Annotated in this window: 13 protein-coding genes; 8 read left to right on the forward strand and 5 right to left on the reverse strand. The window is 65.1% G+C overall.

Going from position 1 to position 16,505, the window contains the following annotated elements; all coding sequences use genetic code 11:
• Position 1 precedes the first annotated feature (1 nt).
• Complete coding sequence (locus ACJ7C5_RS07040) at positions 2 to 712, forward strand: ABC transporter ATP-binding protein (protein ID WP_412703459.1); 711 nt, start codon at positions 2 to 4, stop codon at positions 710 to 712.
• Here ACJ7C5_RS07040 and ACJ7C5_RS07045 read toward each other — a convergent pair.
• The 3 genes from ACJ7C5_RS07045 to ACJ7C5_RS07055 all read right to left on the reverse strand — a co-directional run bounded on the left by ACJ7C5_RS07045 (position 709) and on the right by ACJ7C5_RS07055 (position 3,500).
• Positions 709 to 2,550 (reverse strand): asparagine synthase-related protein, encoded by a 1,842-nt coding sequence (locus tag ACJ7C5_RS07045; RefSeq protein ID WP_412703460.1) that lies wholly within the window; start codon positions 2,548 to 2,550, stop codon positions 709 to 711. The genes ACJ7C5_RS07040 and ACJ7C5_RS07045 overlap by 4 nt on opposite strands.
• A gap of 11 nt (positions 2,551 to 2,561) precedes the next feature.
• Entirely contained in the window at positions 2,562 to 3,263 is a 702-nt protein-coding gene (locus ACJ7C5_RS07050; protein WP_412703461.1) for a lasso peptide biosynthesis B2 protein, read from the reverse strand.
• A 75-nt stretch (positions 3,264 to 3,338) separates the two neighbouring features.
• Entirely contained in the window at positions 3,339 to 3,500 is a 162-nt protein-coding gene (locus ACJ7C5_RS07055; RefSeq protein WP_012511114.1) for a hypothetical protein, read from the reverse strand.
• Positions 3,501 to 3,705: 205 nt separating this feature from the next.
• Here ACJ7C5_RS07055 and ACJ7C5_RS07060 point away from each other — a divergent pair, with 205 nt between their 5' ends.
• Both ACJ7C5_RS07060 and ACJ7C5_RS07065 read left to right on the forward strand, forming a co-directional pair.
• A complete protein-coding gene (locus ACJ7C5_RS07060) occupies positions 3,706 to 4,632 on the forward strand; it encodes a hypothetical protein (protein WP_412703462.1) in 927 nt (308 codons plus the stop codon).
• Between the two features lie 306 nt (positions 4,633 to 4,938).
• On the forward strand, positions 4,939 to 5,787 hold the full coding sequence (locus ACJ7C5_RS07065; protein ID WP_412703463.1) for an AraC family transcriptional regulator: 849 nt from the start codon (positions 4,939 to 4,941) through the stop codon (positions 5,785 to 5,787).
• A gap of 49 nt (positions 5,788 to 5,836) precedes the next feature.
• Here ACJ7C5_RS07065 and ACJ7C5_RS07070 read toward each other — a convergent pair whose 3' ends face one another.
• Positions 5,837 to 6,841: an extracellular catalytic domain type 1 short-chain-length polyhydroxyalkanoate depolymerase gene (locus ACJ7C5_RS07070; RefSeq protein ID WP_125426164.1), complete on the reverse strand. Its 1,005-nt coding sequence runs from the start codon at positions 6,839 to 6,841 to the stop codon at positions 5,837 to 5,839.
• Between the two features lie 221 nt (positions 6,842 to 7,062).
• Here ACJ7C5_RS07070 and ACJ7C5_RS07075 point away from each other — a divergent pair, with 221 nt between their 5' ends.
• Genes ACJ7C5_RS07075 through ACJ7C5_RS07090 form a run of 4 tightly spaced genes read left to right on the forward strand, consistent with a single transcriptional unit; the run spans position 7,063 to position 13,981 of the window.
• The gene (locus ACJ7C5_RS07075; RefSeq protein WP_412703540.1) at positions 7,063 to 9,225 is read left to right on the forward strand and encodes a TonB-dependent receptor; all 2,163 of its coding nucleotides are present in this window, start codon (positions 7,063 to 7,065) and stop codon (positions 9,223 to 9,225) included.
• Between the two features lie 35 nt (positions 9,226 to 9,260).
• On the forward strand, positions 9,261 to 10,136 hold the full coding sequence (locus ACJ7C5_RS07080; protein WP_412703464.1) for an alpha/beta fold hydrolase: 876 nt from the start codon (positions 9,261 to 9,263) through the stop codon (positions 10,134 to 10,136).
• On the forward strand, positions 10,133 to 10,609 hold the full coding sequence (locus ACJ7C5_RS07085; RefSeq protein WP_412703465.1) for a MaoC family dehydratase: 477 nt from the start codon (positions 10,133 to 10,135) through the stop codon (positions 10,607 to 10,609). Before ACJ7C5_RS07080 ends, ACJ7C5_RS07085 begins: the two co-directional genes overlap by 4 nt.
• A gap of 36 nt (positions 10,610 to 10,645) precedes the next feature.
• A complete protein-coding gene (locus ACJ7C5_RS07090) occupies positions 10,646 to 13,981 on the forward strand; it encodes a hybrid sensor histidine kinase/response regulator (RefSeq protein WP_412703466.1) in 3,336 nt (1,111 codons plus the stop codon).
• A gap of 4 nt (positions 13,982 to 13,985) precedes the next feature.
• On the opposite strand, the gene ACJ7C5_RS07095 is transcribed toward ACJ7C5_RS07090, so the two are convergent.
• On the reverse strand, positions 13,986 to 14,660 hold the full coding sequence (locus ACJ7C5_RS07095) for a response regulator transcription factor (protein WP_412703467.1): 675 nt from the start codon (positions 14,658 to 14,660) through the stop codon (positions 13,986 to 13,988).
• Positions 14,661 to 14,789: 129 nt separating this feature from the next.
• On the opposite strand from ACJ7C5_RS07095, the gene ACJ7C5_RS07100 reads away from it, so the two are divergent.
• Positions 14,790 to 16,436, forward strand: a complete 1,647-nt coding sequence (locus ACJ7C5_RS07100) for a fatty acid--CoA ligase (protein ID WP_412703468.1) — start codon at positions 14,790 to 14,792, stop codon at positions 16,434 to 16,436.
• Positions 16,437 to 16,505 lie beyond the last annotated feature (69 nt).

Raw genomic sequence — 16,505 nt, forward strand, 5'->3', positions numbered from 1 at the left:
CATGCTGTCTGCAAAAAGCCTGGTCATGGAACACAGTGCACATCGGGCGCTGGATGACGTCAGTTTCGAGGTGAAGCCCGGCGAGATCTTCTGCCTGCTGGGCGCGAACGGCGCCGGGAAGTCGACGACCATCAAGCTGTTCCTTGGCTTTCTGAAACCCACCTCCGGTGCAGCCGAAGTGGACGGACTCAGTGCGCACCGGCAGCCGCAGGAGGTGCGCCGGCGGCTGCTGTACATCCCCGAGACCGTGGCGCTGTACGACGAGTTGACCGGCTACGAGAACCTGGACTACTTCGCCCGCCTGGCCGGTGTCGAGGAGCGCTCGCCGGCGCGGCTGAAGGACGCGCTCAGATCGGCCGGGCTGGCGACCGACGCATTCGGGCGACGCGTGGGCCTTTATTCCAAGGGCATGCGGCAGAAGGTCGGCATCGCACTGGCCATCGTCAAGGAAGCCAGGGCCCTGTTGCTGGATGAACCCACCTCGGGCCTGGACCCTACGGCGTCAGCCGAGTTCCACGAGCTGATCGTGCGGCAGCGCGATCGCGGCACAGCGATCCTGATGGCCACTCACGATCTGTTCCGCGCCCGTGAAGTGGCGACCACGATCGGCCTGATGCGGGCAGGCCGCCTGCGCAGGACGCTGGCGGCCAGCACGATCACCGCGAACGATCTTGAGAGCCTGTATCTGGAAGAGATGAGTCGCAGCGCCTAGGCCACGGCGGCCGCCTGCGCGCCACGCTGGCCTGACCAGCGCCGTAACCACGCTTCTATGTTGATCTGCGGGCCGAAGATGCCGAGCACCTGTGACGAGTGGTCCGGGCTGACCTGCTGGATGCCCGCATCGGCCAGCGCGCTGTCGAGATAGCCACGCCTGGCCAGCATTCCATCGACCAGCAGATTCCTGATGAACTGCTGGTGCCCCTGGGTGACCGCCACGGAATGATCATCCAGATAGGATTTCACCTTCCTCGACAGCAGCGCATCCGGCAACAGGCCTTTCATTGCACGCCGCGCGATGGTGCGGTCTTCCGCATCCGCGATGAGCAGGTGCAGCGGAATGCGCGCGAACAGTTCGACAAGCGGCTGCGCACTGATCGGCGATACGCCATGCCAGTGGCCGGCGCCTTCGAAGGGATCAAGGACGCTGGTCGGGAATACCATCCGACCGATATGGGCCAGCTTGTAGGGTGATACGCGATGGCCCTGCGCCTGCGCATGCCGCAACCAGGCTGGCTGCAGACCGTCCTGTTCGGACAGGTCCACCCGCACCCACGGGCAGGGCTTGCCCCAGCGACCATTGATGATGCCCGGCCGCTTCAGCAGGCCGTGCACGACTGCATCCCTCAGTACACCGTACAGAGAATCGCCAGACTGCGCGGTTTCGAACGCCACGCGAAAGAACGTCCGGTCGATGCCACGTCGCCAGGCGTAGTCAATCGCAGCGGCGTTGCCCTTGAAGCGCAGGAACACCGCGTCGCCGCCGACGCCGGTGAACTGCACGGTGTTGCCGTCGAAGTCCACGTCATGGCGATGGAGCAGGTAGCCGGAGCAATGCGCCGGCCGGGCCGTGCGCGGGAAGGCCATGATCTCTTCCAGCGCGCAGTGTGGCTGCCGCCGGTACTCGATGAATTCGCAGCGCCTGCCCGAGGATTCAGCAGCCCCCTGCACCGCCATCCGCGCGAACACCCGTTCGTCGGCGCCAATGCCGTCATCGTAGTGATGGATGCATGTCACCTCCGGTGCTGACGGTGCATGCAGCAAGCCGGCCAGGATGATCGACGAATCCAGTCCACCCGACAGCTGCAGCTGGACGCGTCGGTGCTGGCTGGCCAGTGCGCCGATGCATCCCAGCAGCGTGGTACGGGCCAGCGACACGGCTTCTTCCAGATCCTCGATCGGTTGGTCGCGGGCAAGCCGCACCACGTCCCACGGGCAGTACCGGCCCACCGGCTCACCATCACGGATTGAAACCGCCTCACCCGCTTCGACCGCCGTGACCTCCTGAAAGCCGGTCTGCAGGCCATCACGAAACGGGTACAGCAGCGAGTACGACAGGAAGGACCAGTCGACGCTGAAATCGCGCAGGCCCAGCATCAGGCAGTCTTCCATGTTCGAGAAGACCAGCGTCAGCTGACCCACTGTGGTCATGTAGCACGGGATCTCCGCAGTGGGATCGCGCAGGACGAACCAGCTCGATGTTTCCTGCTGGAAGCCCAGCGCCACGTAGCGGCCCCAGCAACGTTCGACGATGCTGCGCCCCTGGCTGCTGCAGGCGCCGTCCGCTGTTTCCGCATCCAGGTTCACGCAGCCAGGCACCGTGCCTTCGCCGAACGTCTTGTGAAACAGCTTGCCCAGTACCACCAGCGCATTCGAGCGACGGCATTCGAAATAGCCGTGGTTGTCGCTCTGCACGTGGATCGCCGCGCCGTTGTCGTTCAACACGCAGGCGATGCCGGGCAGCCTGGCACCGATCCTTTCCACGATCCGTTCCGCCTGCTCCGTCGCAGATTCCGAGTGGGTGTTCCAGAGCACGGCGATGTATCGGTACATGGCAGGTTTCGTTACAGCACCAGGATGGGAGCCATCCGGCGCAGGTTGAAGGGAATGTCGGTCAGCACGTGATCGCCGTGCTGCAGCCAGCAGTGCGCGGCGAACGGCTGGGTTCTGACCGCGAACACCCAGGCAGGAACGATGCCGTACTTCGACAGGAACCCGCGCATCGCCAGGCAGTAGAGAAAGCATTCATCGGTCTTCCGGAATGCCAGGGGTCGAAGCCAGTCGAACACCCGCACGCGCAAGGCCAGTTCTTCAGCGCTCACCGGCCTGCTGTGGCCGCGATCCGCCCGACGGCGCACGGCCGACACCGTGGTACTGAAAGGAAGGAATGTTCTGCTGCAGGCGGCATAGGCGCACGAGGCAATGAATCGACGCAGGTCGCCCGCCTTGATCGGAGGACGGCCACGCGGCTCGCCCTCGCGCACCCAGTGCCGTGGCAGCGCAATGGCGGGGCTGGCGGCGGATTTCCCCTGCTGCGGATCCGCAGTGATCAGGCGGCGGTCGATCAAGGCCTGCAGAAGCCTGGGGGCGCTTGCATCTTCGGACCGCAGGGGCCAATCGAGAACGAGATTGCCAAGGCCTGCGGCGCCGCGTTTTTCAAGGGAAAGATACTTTCCCGTGGCCTGGTCCAGTATCACCATTGCATCGCCGGTGACACAGACGTGCGCGTGCTTTGAGAGGAAGTACGGGGCAACAGTCTGCTCCATCATGTGCTCCTGCGCCGGAACCGGAGAAGCGGTGCATGCAGGGCATGCACCGCAGATGCGACATTGCGCAGTGGATCAGGGCGACGTGGTCGGGAACACGCCATCCCACAACGTGCCGTGGTTGTGCGCCTTCGTTTCCGAAACGACCGAGCCCAGCTCGATCAGTTCGCCACCCACACCCTGATCCTCAGGGTTCTGCTGTCCTGCCACTACACCCAGCTCAATCAGCTCGTTCATGAACATCTCCTATCGTCAGTGGATGTACCCACGCATTGCGTTGAACCGCGCTGCATCGGATACGGAGCAGCCAAGCCACCATCGCCACTACATTGCAGGGCGATTGCCGCCAAGGCACTGAAATGTTACGATATAACATATTATTTTGGCGTGACGAATGACGCCACCCGCCCGCTGTCGATGCGACCCATGAGAGGCAAGAGGGATGAACACCGAGATCAGTGATGACGGGCTGGATCCCACACTTCTGCTGAAGGGGATGTTTCCCCTGCCGAAGTTCATCCGCTTCGTACGGGAGCGTTGCCCACCGGGACGCTTCGACGAGGCTGCGCTGGTGGAGGACTGGCGGACGGCTCGTGCCGAGGTGCTGAGGCTGCAGCAGGAAGACGCCGGTGAGGCAGATGCCATCAATGTCCATGCGTTGCCGGATGAGATGCTGCCGCTGGCTGCGCAGGCGCTGCGGCAACCTTCGATGCACCGCATGACGAGTGTTCTGCCGCGCAGTTGGCAGATGGTCGATATCGATCGACTGGTGATCTTCCAGGAGTGCATCAACCTGCGTCACATCGACCAGTTGGCGGCATCCCTGACCGCCTCGCCCACCGCGCAGGAGGTCATGCAGCTTGTCGCCCGCAGCGGCAGCCATGCACATCCGGAAGTGCGCTTCACCCAGTCCGATGGCAGCTACACCTTCGCGTCCACCTCGAACGACCTGCGTTTCCTCGACGTGGCGACCCTCGATCCGGCTGCCATCACCGACTACGAACCGTTCGGCGCGGCCAGCCACGCCGTCGTCATCTATCTTGGTTTCAGTGACAACCTGATCAGCGCCACCCGGTTTGGCAAGCGCCTGGTGCTGACCAATGGCTCCCATCGCCTGTACCTGCTGCGCCGGCTCGGGTTCCGCCATGCGCCCTGCCTCGTCACCGATGCCTCCGACAGCGACCTCAGCGAGGTTCTGCTGCCGGCAGCGGTCAAGCAGGATCGCGGGTTCTACCTGTCTTCTGCGCGGCCGCCGCTGTTCAGGGACTATGTCGATCCCCGCCTGACCTGCGTCGTTCCGGTCACCCGCAAGCACTACGCTCTGAGGGCCAAGCTCGACCTGCAGAGGATCACGGTCCCGGCGCTGTAATCCTGGGCCGAACCCTCCCTTCCCTGGGGCCACGTCGACAGGGATGGCCGGATTGGTGAATCACCTGGCGGAACTGTCGAATGACGCCTGTCGGGTTGACCCATACGCTTCTCATCCTCAACCAGAGAGGATGCCAACGTGATTGAACAGCCATGGGCTGCCGAACCCGCAGGAGAGGACGCTCCGATCGTCCATGTCCTGATGGGACTGATCTATGTCTGGCACAGGTGCGAACCGGGATCGGTACACGATGACGAGTAAGCGCCACCGTGCTGCCCGGCGTGGCTTTGGGGCGTAGGTACCAGCGTGGAGATTTCGATTGCGGGGCTGAGCGGGGTTGGGCCCGACTATCCGGACCGTGTCGATCTTCCGGTCATGGTGCTTGGGCTCGATCCCATTCCCGATGCCTGGGAAATGCCCTTCCATGCGCATCGGAAGGCACAGCTGCTGGTCGCCACGCGTGGCTTGATCATGCTGGAGACCGCGGCTGGCCTGTGGGTGGTTCCGCCACAGGGCGCGATCTGGATTCCCGGTGGTCTGTCCCATCGGGCCAGCAGCAGTGGACGGCCGCATGGCTTCGTGGTGTTCGTCGAACCCGGTGCCGTCCCGGGACTGCCGGCGCACTGCGCTGCGATGGCAATCACCCCGTTCATGCAGGCCCTGCTGGTGCGCGCATCCGCCCTTCCCCAGCACTATGAACCTGATAGCGCGCAGGACCGCCTGATGGGCGTGTTCCTGGATGAGCTGATTGCTGCGCCACCGGAGTGGCTCCATCTACCCATGCCATCCGATGCAAGGTTGCGCCGGCTGGCCAATGCGATGCTGGACACGCCAGCCGAACGAGCAACGCTTGAGGTCTGGGCGAGCCGGATCGGCATGAGCGAGCGCAACATGTCGCGCCTGTTCTCCGGCGAAACCGGCTTGAGCGTGAGACGCTGGCGCCGGCAACTGCATGTGGTGGTCGCGCTGCCGCTGCTGGCCAAGGGCCGGACGGTGCAGGCCATCGCCGATGACCTGGGCTACGACAGTGCCGGGGCGTTCGTGACCATGTTCCGCAAAACCGTGGGCGCGCCCCCCAAACGCTTCCTGGCAGAACGAGGCACTCGGCAGCAGGTATCGGACGCCGACGATCAGCGGCCGCAGGAGCCACGTTGACGGATGCGGGAGCGCGTGTCTCCCGCACCGGCAAGGACTGCCCTTTCCTTCAGCGCTGGTAGTCCTTCAGGAACAACCAGGTGATCAGCGTGGCATCCGGCCCCTTCGGGTCGGTGAACGGCAGACCGGACTGGCTGCCGCTCCACGCATGGCCCATGCCCTGCACCACATAGTGCTGCACCAGCGTCCTGCCACCGTAGGCGTAGGTATCCACTGTATACGCACGCCCACCCGGCACCTGGCCGTGATAGGTGCTGGTCGGCACGTACTTCACCGAGTCGTTGTCCAGGCCGTCGTCGGCCAGATCATTGGTCTGCAGGAACTGGCGCACGGCCTGCTGGCCGTTCACCGGATTGACGGTGAGATCGGCGCTGCCGTGGAACACCAGCACCGGCAGCGGTCGCGGCGACGGCGAGCCCGAGCACTGCCAGGCCAGACGGCCATTGCTGTCCGGCGAATAGATGCTGCCGGCCAGCAACGCATAGGCGCTGCCGGAAATCGTGGTCGCCCCCTTGAACATGCCACCGGAGTGGATGGCGCCGGCAGCGAACACATCCGAATAGCAGGCCAGCATGATCGAGGTCATCGCGCCGCCCGCGGAAATGCCGGTGACATAGACCCGGTGCGGATCCACGCTGTAGTCCGCCTTCACCCTGTCCACGATGCCGGCCAGGATCGAAGCCTCGCCGCTGTCGCGCGCCTGGTTGATCGGCAACTGCCAGTTCCAGCAGCGTGCCGGATTGGAGGTGACGTTCTGCCGGGGGTAAACCACGATGAACCCTTCTGTGTCGGCCACATCATTGAAACCCGACGCCTCGCCCATCAGGTTCGGCCCGGTCACGCAGCCATGCAGCACCAGCAGCAACGGCAGCGGCTGGCTGTCGTCGTAGCCGGCCGGCACCCACACCTGGTACTCGCGGGCGCCGAACAGATTGCCGTACAGGCCGATATCCCAATGCCCGGCCGGGCCAGCGGCAACAGCGCTACCCGCCATCGCCAGCCAGCTGCACAACACCAGCAGTACCACCTTGATCGAATCGATTCCGGATTTCATGGCCAGATCCTCGTGCGTGAGTCGTGGATGAAGTAGTACCGGGGACCGCTTCCGGCTGGGGGCGCGCCCAGTATCCGCATCCACGGGCCGCTGCCGACTGGACCTAGGTCCACTCGCTGCTGGCCGATGACACCGCTAGCCTTGATTCCAGGGGTGGCAATGGGCCATCCGCACGCTCATGCCTGGGGGAGGACCGAATGAAACGGAATTGTTTGAGTCTCATGATCGGCGCGCTGCTGGCCACGGGGCCGGTACTGGCACAGGACGCGCCTACAGCAGGCAGATCCGCTTCGCCGACCAACCTGGACAGCATCAAGGTCACCGCGCGCAAGCGCGAGGAGACCCTGCAGGAAGTGCCGGTGGCAGTCACCGCCTTTACCTCGGAGGCGCTGGACAGGATGAATGTCCAGGACATCAGCGACCTGGACGCGCAGGTGCCGAACCTGACCATCTACGCGGCGCGCGGCGCCAGCAGCACGGTCACCGCCTACATCCGCGGCATCGGCCAGTCTGACCCCACCTGGGGCGCGGACCCGGGCGTGGGCATCTATCTGGATGATGTCTACATCGCACGCCCGCAGGGCGCGCTGCTGGACGTGTTCGACGTCTCGCGCATCGAGGTGCTGCGCGGCCCGCAGGGCACTCTCTATGGCAAGAACACCATCGGCGGTGCGATCAAGTACATCTCGCGCGGCCTGCCGACCCAGACCGAAGGCTTCGCGCAGATCACCGTGGGCAACTACAGCCAGCTGGATGCGAAAGCGGCCATCGGCGGCCCGATTGGTGGTGCCGACAGTGGCCTGCGCGCCCGCGTGGCGGTGGCCAGCATGAACCACGACGGGTTTGGCGAGAACACCTTCAACGGCCAACCGGTCAGCGACAAGCAGATCAATGCCGCACGACTGAACGTCGGCGCGTATGCGGGCGACGACTTCGACGTGCAGTTCGCGCTGGACTGGATCGACGACCAGTCCGGCATGCGCGGCTCGAAGATGCTGGCGCCCAATCCATTCCTGCGCGCCTACCCTCCGATGGACAGCCGCTACGACATCCGCTCGGGCATGCGCAACCTCAACAACGTGGAAACCAAGGGCGCTTCGGCCACGGTGAACTGGCGGCCGAATGAGGATATCGCAGTGAAGTACGTGGTGGCCAAGCGTGAGTCGGACAGCGAAGCCAACATCGACTTCGATACCACGCCGGTCAAGCTGGCCGACGTGGGTGGCACCTATCACGACGACCAGGTCAGCAACGAAGTGCAGTTGAACTACGACGCCGGCGGCCGCGTGCGCGGCGTGGTCGGCCTGTACCAGTTCAGTGGCGAGGCCGGTGGTCAGATCCAGAACAACTACTTCAGCGCCCAGTTCGCCGACAACCAGGGCAAGGTGCTGACCGACAGCATCGCGCTGTATGCGGACTGGACCTTCGACCTGACCAGCAAGCTGAAGCTCGATGTCGGTGCCCGCTACACCGACGAGGACAAGCGCGCGATCGTGCTCAACCGCCTGTACGCCGACCCGGGCTTCAGCAGGCCGGTGGCGGTGACCGCGGACTTCGACAAGAAGACCAACTTCAAGAACGTCTCGCCCAAGGTCTCGCTGGACTACCAGATCACCCCGGGCATCATGGTCTACGGTCTGGCCACGCGTGGCTTCAAGTCAGGCGGTTACAACATCCGCGCCAACGCCGTGGCGGTGCCGCGCTCGGCCGAGCCGTTCGACGACGAGACCGTGGACAGCTACGAAGTCGGCAGCAAGATGGCCTTCCTCGACCAGCGCCTGTTCCTCAATCTGTCGGCCTTCTACAACAAGTACAAGGACATCCAGCTGTCGGTGTTCACCGGCCTGGATACCAATGGCGATGGCATCGACGATTCCTTCTTCGGCGACTTCACCAATGCCGGCGCGGGCACGGTCAAGGGCCTGGAAGTCGAATACCAGTATCTGCCCAGCCAGCACTGGCTGATCTCCGGCAACCTGGCCTGGCTGGACACCAAGTACGACGAGTACATGGACCGTGGCGTCAATGTGGCCAAGCAGATGAAATTCACCAATGCGCCGGAATTCTCCGGAGCGTTCAACGTGGAGTACCGTACCGAGCTGGCCAATGGCAGCAACCTGTCGGCACGGGTGAGCTACAGCTACCAGAGCGAAGTGTGGCCGACCACCGACCTGAGCCCGGTGATCAAGCAGGATGGCTACGGCCTGGTCAATGCCGGTGTGATCTGGCGGCTGGATGATGCCTGGACCTTCTCGCTGCAGGGCACCAACCTGACTGACAAGGAATACCGCACCACTGGCTACAACATTCCCGCAGTCGGCACGCTGATTGGCTTCTATGGCCCGCCGCGCCAATATAGCCTCAGCGTCCGTTACGATTTCTAGCGCATCCGATTCGATTTCCAGGAAGCCCCTGCATGATGCAGTCTTACGTAGATCTGTACTGGAACAGTGACGATGGCCTGCGCCTGCACGCGCGTGACCATGCAGCGGACGCCGGGCAGGTGCCCCGCGGCACCGTGGTCTGCATTCCCGGCCTGACACGCAATGGTGCCGATTTCGATGCACTGGCCGAGACACTCACCGCCGAGGGCTGGCGCGTGATCGCGGTCGATCTGCGCGGTCGCGCCGGTTCGGAGCGCGCACATGACCCGTCCAGCTACAACCCGCGCACCTATGCGGACGACATGGTCGCACTGCTGCGTTCGCAGAACATCGACAAGGCCGTGTTCGTCGGCACCTCGCTGGGCGTGCTGGTGACCATTACCCTCGCCTCCCGCGCACCTGAGCGGATTGCTGGGGCAGTGCTCAACGATGCTGGCCCCAGGGTGCCACGCGAGGCACTGGCACGGATCGGCAAGTACGCCGGCAAGCCGGTGCCGCCGATGGATCTGGAGCAGGCCACCGCCTATGTGGCGTCGATCGGCAAGGCCGCGTTCCCGCGTTTCGGCACCGATGACTGGCGGGCGATGGCCGTGCGCACCTTCCGCCCGCGCAGCGATGGACTGTTGGAGCTGGATTACGACCCGGCGGTGATCCGAACCACGCGCCCGTGGCTGCTGTGGTTGTTGCGTCCGGTGCTGTGGCGTGCGGTACGCGGGCTGACCGCGCGGGTGCCGGTGCTGGTGGTGCGCGGTGCGTTGTCCGATATCCTGCCGGCCGACGTTGCCCGGCAGATGGCGGCCACTTCGGAAAGTGCCCGCCTGGTGGAGGTGCCGGATGTGGGGCACGCTCCGATGCTGTCCGAGCCCGAGGCACGTGACGCGATCCTTACCTTGCTGGAGCGTGTGGCGTGAGTGCGGACAGCAACCTGCCTCCCGCCCTGCAGGCGTTGCAGCAGTGGGCGGCCAGCGAGCGGCTGAGTGGCGTGACCTACGTGGACCAGGCACGCATCGATGCCTTTGCCGACGCCACCGGCGACCACAACTGGATCCACGTCGATCCCGGCCGCGCGCAGGTGCAGCTGCCGGGCGGGCAGACCATCGCGCACGGTTTCCTGCTGCTCTCGCTCACCGTGCAGGACGATGTGGCCGCGCTTGCTGGCTTCCCCGGCATCGCCCATGTGCTCAACTACGGCTTGAACAAAGTCCGCTTCCTGGCGCCGGTGCCGAGTGGGTCCGAGGTGCGGGTACGCTCGCAGCTGGTGTCGCTGGACGCGCGCCAGCCGGACCAATGGCTGCTGACCCAGCGCAAAACCGTCGAGCGGGTTGCCGATGGCGAGCTGGCACTGGTCGCTGAGCAGCTGTCACTGATCGTGGTCGCCCGCTAGCACCACCCTGCCCGGTTCTCTCCCTACACTGGAGCGATGTTGACGCCCTCCATCGTCCTCTTCGCCTGCATTGCATGGACCGCACTGCTGTTTGGCGTGGCGCTGTGGGGCGAGCGCAGGGGGCACCGGCTTTCGAACGTGTGGCCGCTCATCTATGCGCTGTCGCTGGCCGTGCACTGCACCGCGTGGACCTACTACGGCGCGGCGTCGCAGGGTCTGCAATGGGGTTTCCCCATTCCACCCACCCTGGCCGGCATGGCGTTGATCTTTGCCTTCGGCCTGCCGTTCCTGCTCCGCCTGGGGCGGCTGGCCAAACAGCACAACAGTGCCACCATCGCCGATCTGGTTGTCGCGCGACTGCGCGCGGACCGGGGCCTCGGCTTCACCATCACCCTGGTGGCGCTGTTCGGCATCATTCCCTACATCGCCCTGCAGCTGAAGGCTGTCAGCCAGGGCCTGGGCGCCCTGCTGGGCGATCGTTTCGCGCCTGCTGCCGCGCAGCTGGACATGTCGTTCTGGTTCGCGCTGACGATGGCCGCGTTCACGCTGTTGTTCGGCGCCCGCAAGGCCTCGGCCACCGAGCCCAATCGTGGCATCGTGGTCGCGCTGGGCCTGGAGTCGGTATTGAAGCTGGTGGCGCTGCTCGCCATTGGCCTCTATGCGGCGCTGTCGGTGCACCAGGCGGGTACGCCGCTGCTGGAAAAGATGGCGCAGCTGCCGCCACCGGCCATCATGCCGGACTATCTCACCATGGTCGCGCTGGGCGCGATCTCCGCGTTTACGCTGCCGCACCAGTTCCATGTCGGTGTGGTCGAGCTGCGTCAGACCTCGGACCTGAGGACGGCACGCTGGATGTTCCCGGTCTACCTGCTGCTGATCGGGTTGCCGTCGGTGCCGATGGCGCTGGCTGGTGCCGCGCAGCTGCCCGCATCGGTGGCGCCCGACCTGTACGTGCTGGCGCTGCCGCAGGCCGGTGGCCACCACCTGCTGGCGCTGCTGGCCTATCTGGGCAGCCTGAGCGCGGCCACCGGCATGATGATCCTGTCCGGGCTGACCCTGTCGATCATGCTCGGCAACCATGGCTTCGGCTCACGGTTGCTGGACGGTATTGCCGGCGGTGCCGCGGCAGCCGACCTGCGTCCACGCGTACTGGCGTTCCGCCGTGCCGGCATCCTCGCCGTGTTCCTGATGGCGTGGCTGTACAGCCGGGCGATGAGTGACACCGAGGCACTCAGCGATTTCGGACTGATGTCCTTCACTGCCCTCTCGCAGCTTGCGCCGGCGGTCCTGCTGGCGGTGTATCGCCCGCGCACGCCCTCCCCGGCCATCATCGCCGGCATCGTGCTGGGGTCATTGGCCTGGCTGTGGCTGGTGCTGCTGCCTATGGTGATCCCTGCCACGACACAAACCGCAAGCCCCGAGCGTCTGCACTGGCTGGCCGTCGTTTCGCTGCGCGTGCAGCCGGGACACATCGCCCTCAGCATGGGCGCAAGCCTGGCGATCAACCTGTTGGCGGTTGTCCTGGTATCGCGGGCGGTGCGCCCATCGCAGCCCCGGCGGCGCGACGCGGTGGCTGCAGCCTCGTTGCGCAGGACCGCCGGACGCTTCCTCGGCCAGGAGCGTGCGCGCCAGCTGATGGAGGGGCCCGCCGGACAGATGCTGGATGACGACCGGGTCACTGCGGTCGAACGTGAGCTGACCGCCGTGGTTGGTGCGGGCATGGCGCGCCTGCTGGTGGAAGCGGCACGCGATGGCGGCACTGCGCCACTGGATGCAGTGACCCGCGCGGTCGGCGAGGCCACCCAGGTGCTGCGCTTCAACCAGCGCCTGCTGGAGGCGGCGCTGGAGAACATGAGCCAGGGCATCAGCGTGGTCGACGCACACCTGCAGCTGGTGGCGTGGAACAGTCAGTACGCGGCATTGTTCAAGTTCCCGCCCGAGCTGCTGCAGGTTGGGCAGCCGGTGGTCAATCTGACAGCGTGGGCGCTGGCCGAACTGAAAATCGGTGACGGCCCCGGTGACTCCCGCGACAAGGCCTTGCAGCGCCGCGTGGCACACATGCGGCGCGGCACGCCGCATCTGTCCGAACGGATCTTCCCCGACAACACCATCGTCGAGATCCGCGGCAATCCAATGCCGGGCGGCGGTTACGTGGCCACCTTCACCGACGTCACTGCGTTCCGCCGCGCCGAGGAGGCACTCAAGCGCAGCAACGAAACCCTGGAGCGCCGCGTGCAGGACCGTACCGCACGGCTGGAGCACGCGGTGCACGCCGCCGAGCGCGCGAACGTTGCGAAAACCCGCTTCCTGACCGCGGTCGGTCACGACCTGATCCAGCCACTGCACGCTGCTCAGCTGCTGACCGACGCAATGTCGCAGCACATCGAATCGGAGTTCCTCGACAGCTTCCTGCGCCAGATCCGTGGTGCGCTGGACTCCACCGACGACCTGCTGTCCGGGCTGCTGGATATCTCCAGGCTGGAGGCCGGCGGCCTGGTCGCCGATCCGCGTCCGTTCGCGCTTTCGACCGTGCTCGATCCGCTCGCGCAGGAGTTTGCGGTGCTGGCGGCGGTGCGCGGGCTGCAGTTCCGCTACCTGCGGACCCGTGCCTGGGTCCACAGCGATCCACTGCTGCTGCGCCGGGTGCTGCAGAACTTCCTCGCCAACGCCCTTCGCTACACCCGCCATGGCGGCGTCCTGCTGGGCGTGCGCCGCCAGGGGCACGCCCTGTCCATCGCTGTGTACGATACCGGCCCCGGCATCAGCGCCGAACAGCAGGCGGCGGTGTTCGAGGAGTTCCACCGCGTTGATCGCAGCAACGGCCAGGGTCTGGGGCTTGGCCTGACCATCGCACACCGCATCGCCGACCTGCTGCATGCCCCTTTGCGGCTGCACAGCACGGTGGACCGCGGCTCGGTGTTCTCCGTCGCCGTGGCGCGGATCGCAGCGCCAGCGACACCGCGGATCGAACCGCCTGCCAGCGGCAGCAACACACTCAAGGGTATTCGCGTGCTGGTGGTCGACAACGATGCGGATGCGCTGGCGGCAATGCAGCAGTTGCTGCTGTCGTGGGGCTGCGACGTCATCGCGGTGCGTGATGCGGATGGCATCGGTTCGTCGGCGCGCGATGCGGCGCTGTGGCTGTTCGACTACCACCTCGATGACGGCGACACCGGTGTATCACTGTTCACACGGCTGGTCGCGGTGCACGGGCCGCGGCCTACGGTGATCCTCAGTGCGGATACCGGTGGCGAGACCCGCGATGCCGTACGTGGCGCCGGTCTCTCGCTGTTGAACAAACCCTTCAAGCCACTGGCGCTGCGCTGGGCGATCAACCATCTGCTGACGGCCCGTTCCACAAACATGGCCTGACGATTCAGTGGCTGCGCGACTCTTCGATCTGGCGGGAGGGGTCGGCCAGGCCCATTTCATGCAGCACCCGGATTGCCTGCGCACGATTGCGGACCCCAAGCCGTTCCATGATGCGGGTCATGTGCGCCTTCACCGTTCGCAGTTGTACACCAAGCCGATCGGCAATCTGCTTGTTGAGCAGCCCCTCGGCCACCAGGCTCAGCACCCGGTACTGATGTGCGGACAGGCTGGCCAGCCGCGCAGCGAGGTCGGCATCCTTGCTGAAGGGCACCACGCGCGCCACCGGCTCACGCAGCAGTGCCGGTATCCAGCGCTCGCCCTCCAGTACCGACTGCAGTGCCGCCTGCAGCTCGTTCAGGCCCGAGCTCTTGGGTAGATAGCCAGCAGCACCAAGGTCGATGGCGCGGCGGATCACCTGCGGCTCTTCATTGGCCGAGACGATGATGATCGCCAGCCCTGGCTGCAGTGCGCGGATGGTGGCCAGCCCAGCCAGGCCATGATTGCCCGGCATATGCAGGTCGAGCAGCATCAGGTCGATCTGTTGGCGTTCAAGCACCTCAAGCACGCTGTCCAGCGCGTCGGCCTCGCTGATCTGCAGATCGGCAACCGCCTCTTCGGCCGCGCGATGCAGTGCGGCGCGGAACAAAGGGTGATCGTCGGCAATGAGCAGGGTTGGCATGTCCAGGCGAGAGTAGCAAATCGTCCGCTTTTGGGAAGGCGTACCTAGGTACGCTGGCGCCAGGCGGGCGTGCAGATAGTGTGGTGGCACGAAGGGCGTCAACCGATGCACCGCCCACGAGGACACATCATGTCATTCCCCCCTGCCCCCGGCGCCTCCGCCTATCCACTGCTGATCAAGCAACTGTTGCACACGCCATTGGCAGCGAGCCCGGACCAGGAGATTGTCTACGGCGACTCGGTCCGCTTCGATTACCGCACGTTACAGGCGCGCATCGGGCAGCTGGCAGGCCTGTTGACTTCGCTGGGGGTCAAGCAGGGCGACACCGTGGCGGTGATGGACTGGGACAGCCATCGCTACCTGGAGGCCTACTTCGCCGTTCCGATGATCGGTGCGGTGCTGATGATGGTGAACATCCGCCTGGCACCCGAACAGATTGCCTACACGCTCAACCACAGCGGGGCGCGGGTGATCCTCGCCAATCGCGAGTTCCTGCCGATACTGCAAGCCATCGACGAACAGCTGCCAGACCTGCGCACGCGCATCCTGCTGGACGATGCCGGCGGCCCGTTGCCAGACGGTTTCGTGACCGAGTACGAAGCCGGTCTGCGGACTGCCACTGCGACCACCCATTTCCCGGACTTCGACGAGAACACCCGCGCAACGGTGTTCTACACGACCGGCACCACCGGCCTGCCAAAAGGTGTCTACTTCAGCCATCGGCAGCTGGTCCTGCACTCGCTGACGGGGATGGCGGCGCTGGGCAGCGCGGCCAGCCAGGGACGCCTGCACCGCGGCGACGTCTACATGCCGATCACCCCCATGTTCCATGTGCACGCCTGGGGCCTGCCCTACGTCGCTACGCTGCTTGGCATCAAGCAGGTCTACCCCGGGCGCTACGTGCCCGCCCAGCTGCTGGCGCTGATCGCCCGTGAGAAGGTGACCTTCTCGCACTGCGTGCCGACCATCCTGCACATGCTGCTGGAGCACCCGCTTGCGGCCGACACTGACCTGGGCAACTGGAAGGTGATCATCGGCGGTGCCGCCCTGCCCCGTGCCCTGGCCCAGCGTGCACTGGCGCGGGGTATCGACATCTTCGGTGGCTACGGCATGTCCGAGACCTGCCCGCTGCTTACCTTGGCGCAGATCGATTCGGATGCCGTGACCAATGTGGATGAGGTTCTTTCGCTGCGCACCAAAGCCGGCATTCCGGTACCGCTGGTTGACCTGCGCATCGTCGACCCGGAAATGAAGGATGTCGCCCACGATGGCATCGCCACCGGCGAGGTCGTGGTACGAGCACCTTGGCTCACCCAGGGTTACCTGCACAATCCGGATGCATCGGCGGCGTTGTGGGCAGGCGGTTATCTGCATACCGGTGACATCGGCAACATCGATGAAAGCGGCTATCTGAGGGTGACGGACCGCATCAAGGATGTGATCAAGACCGGCGGCGAGTGGATCTCATCGCTCGCCCTGGAGGACATCATCGCTCTGCATCCGGCGGTCAGTGAAGTCGCGGTAATCGGCATCACCGACACGAAATGGGGCGAGCGGCCATTGCCGCTGGTGGTCAGGAAGCCGGGGAGCCATGTGGCCGAAGCGGAGATCATCGAACTGATCGCAGCACGCAGCCGCGCCGGAGATATCTCACGCTATGCGATTCCGGAGCGGGTTCGCTTCGTGGATTCGATCGAGCGCACCAGCGTGGGCAAGATCAACAAGAAGAAGCTGCGGGAATTGCACGACGTAGAGTCAGGCCTGGGCCGCGACTGAGGGGCCTGGGCCCACCTGGCAGCTTGCCTCGGCTCGCAAACGGCGAGAACATTGGTTGTATTGAATGAA

The organism is Nocardiopsis yanglingensis (assembly GCF_045809185.1).
Taxonomy (GTDB): Bacteria; Pseudomonadota; Gammaproteobacteria; order Xanthomonadales; family Xanthomonadaceae; genus Stenotrophomonas; species Stenotrophomonas yanglingensis.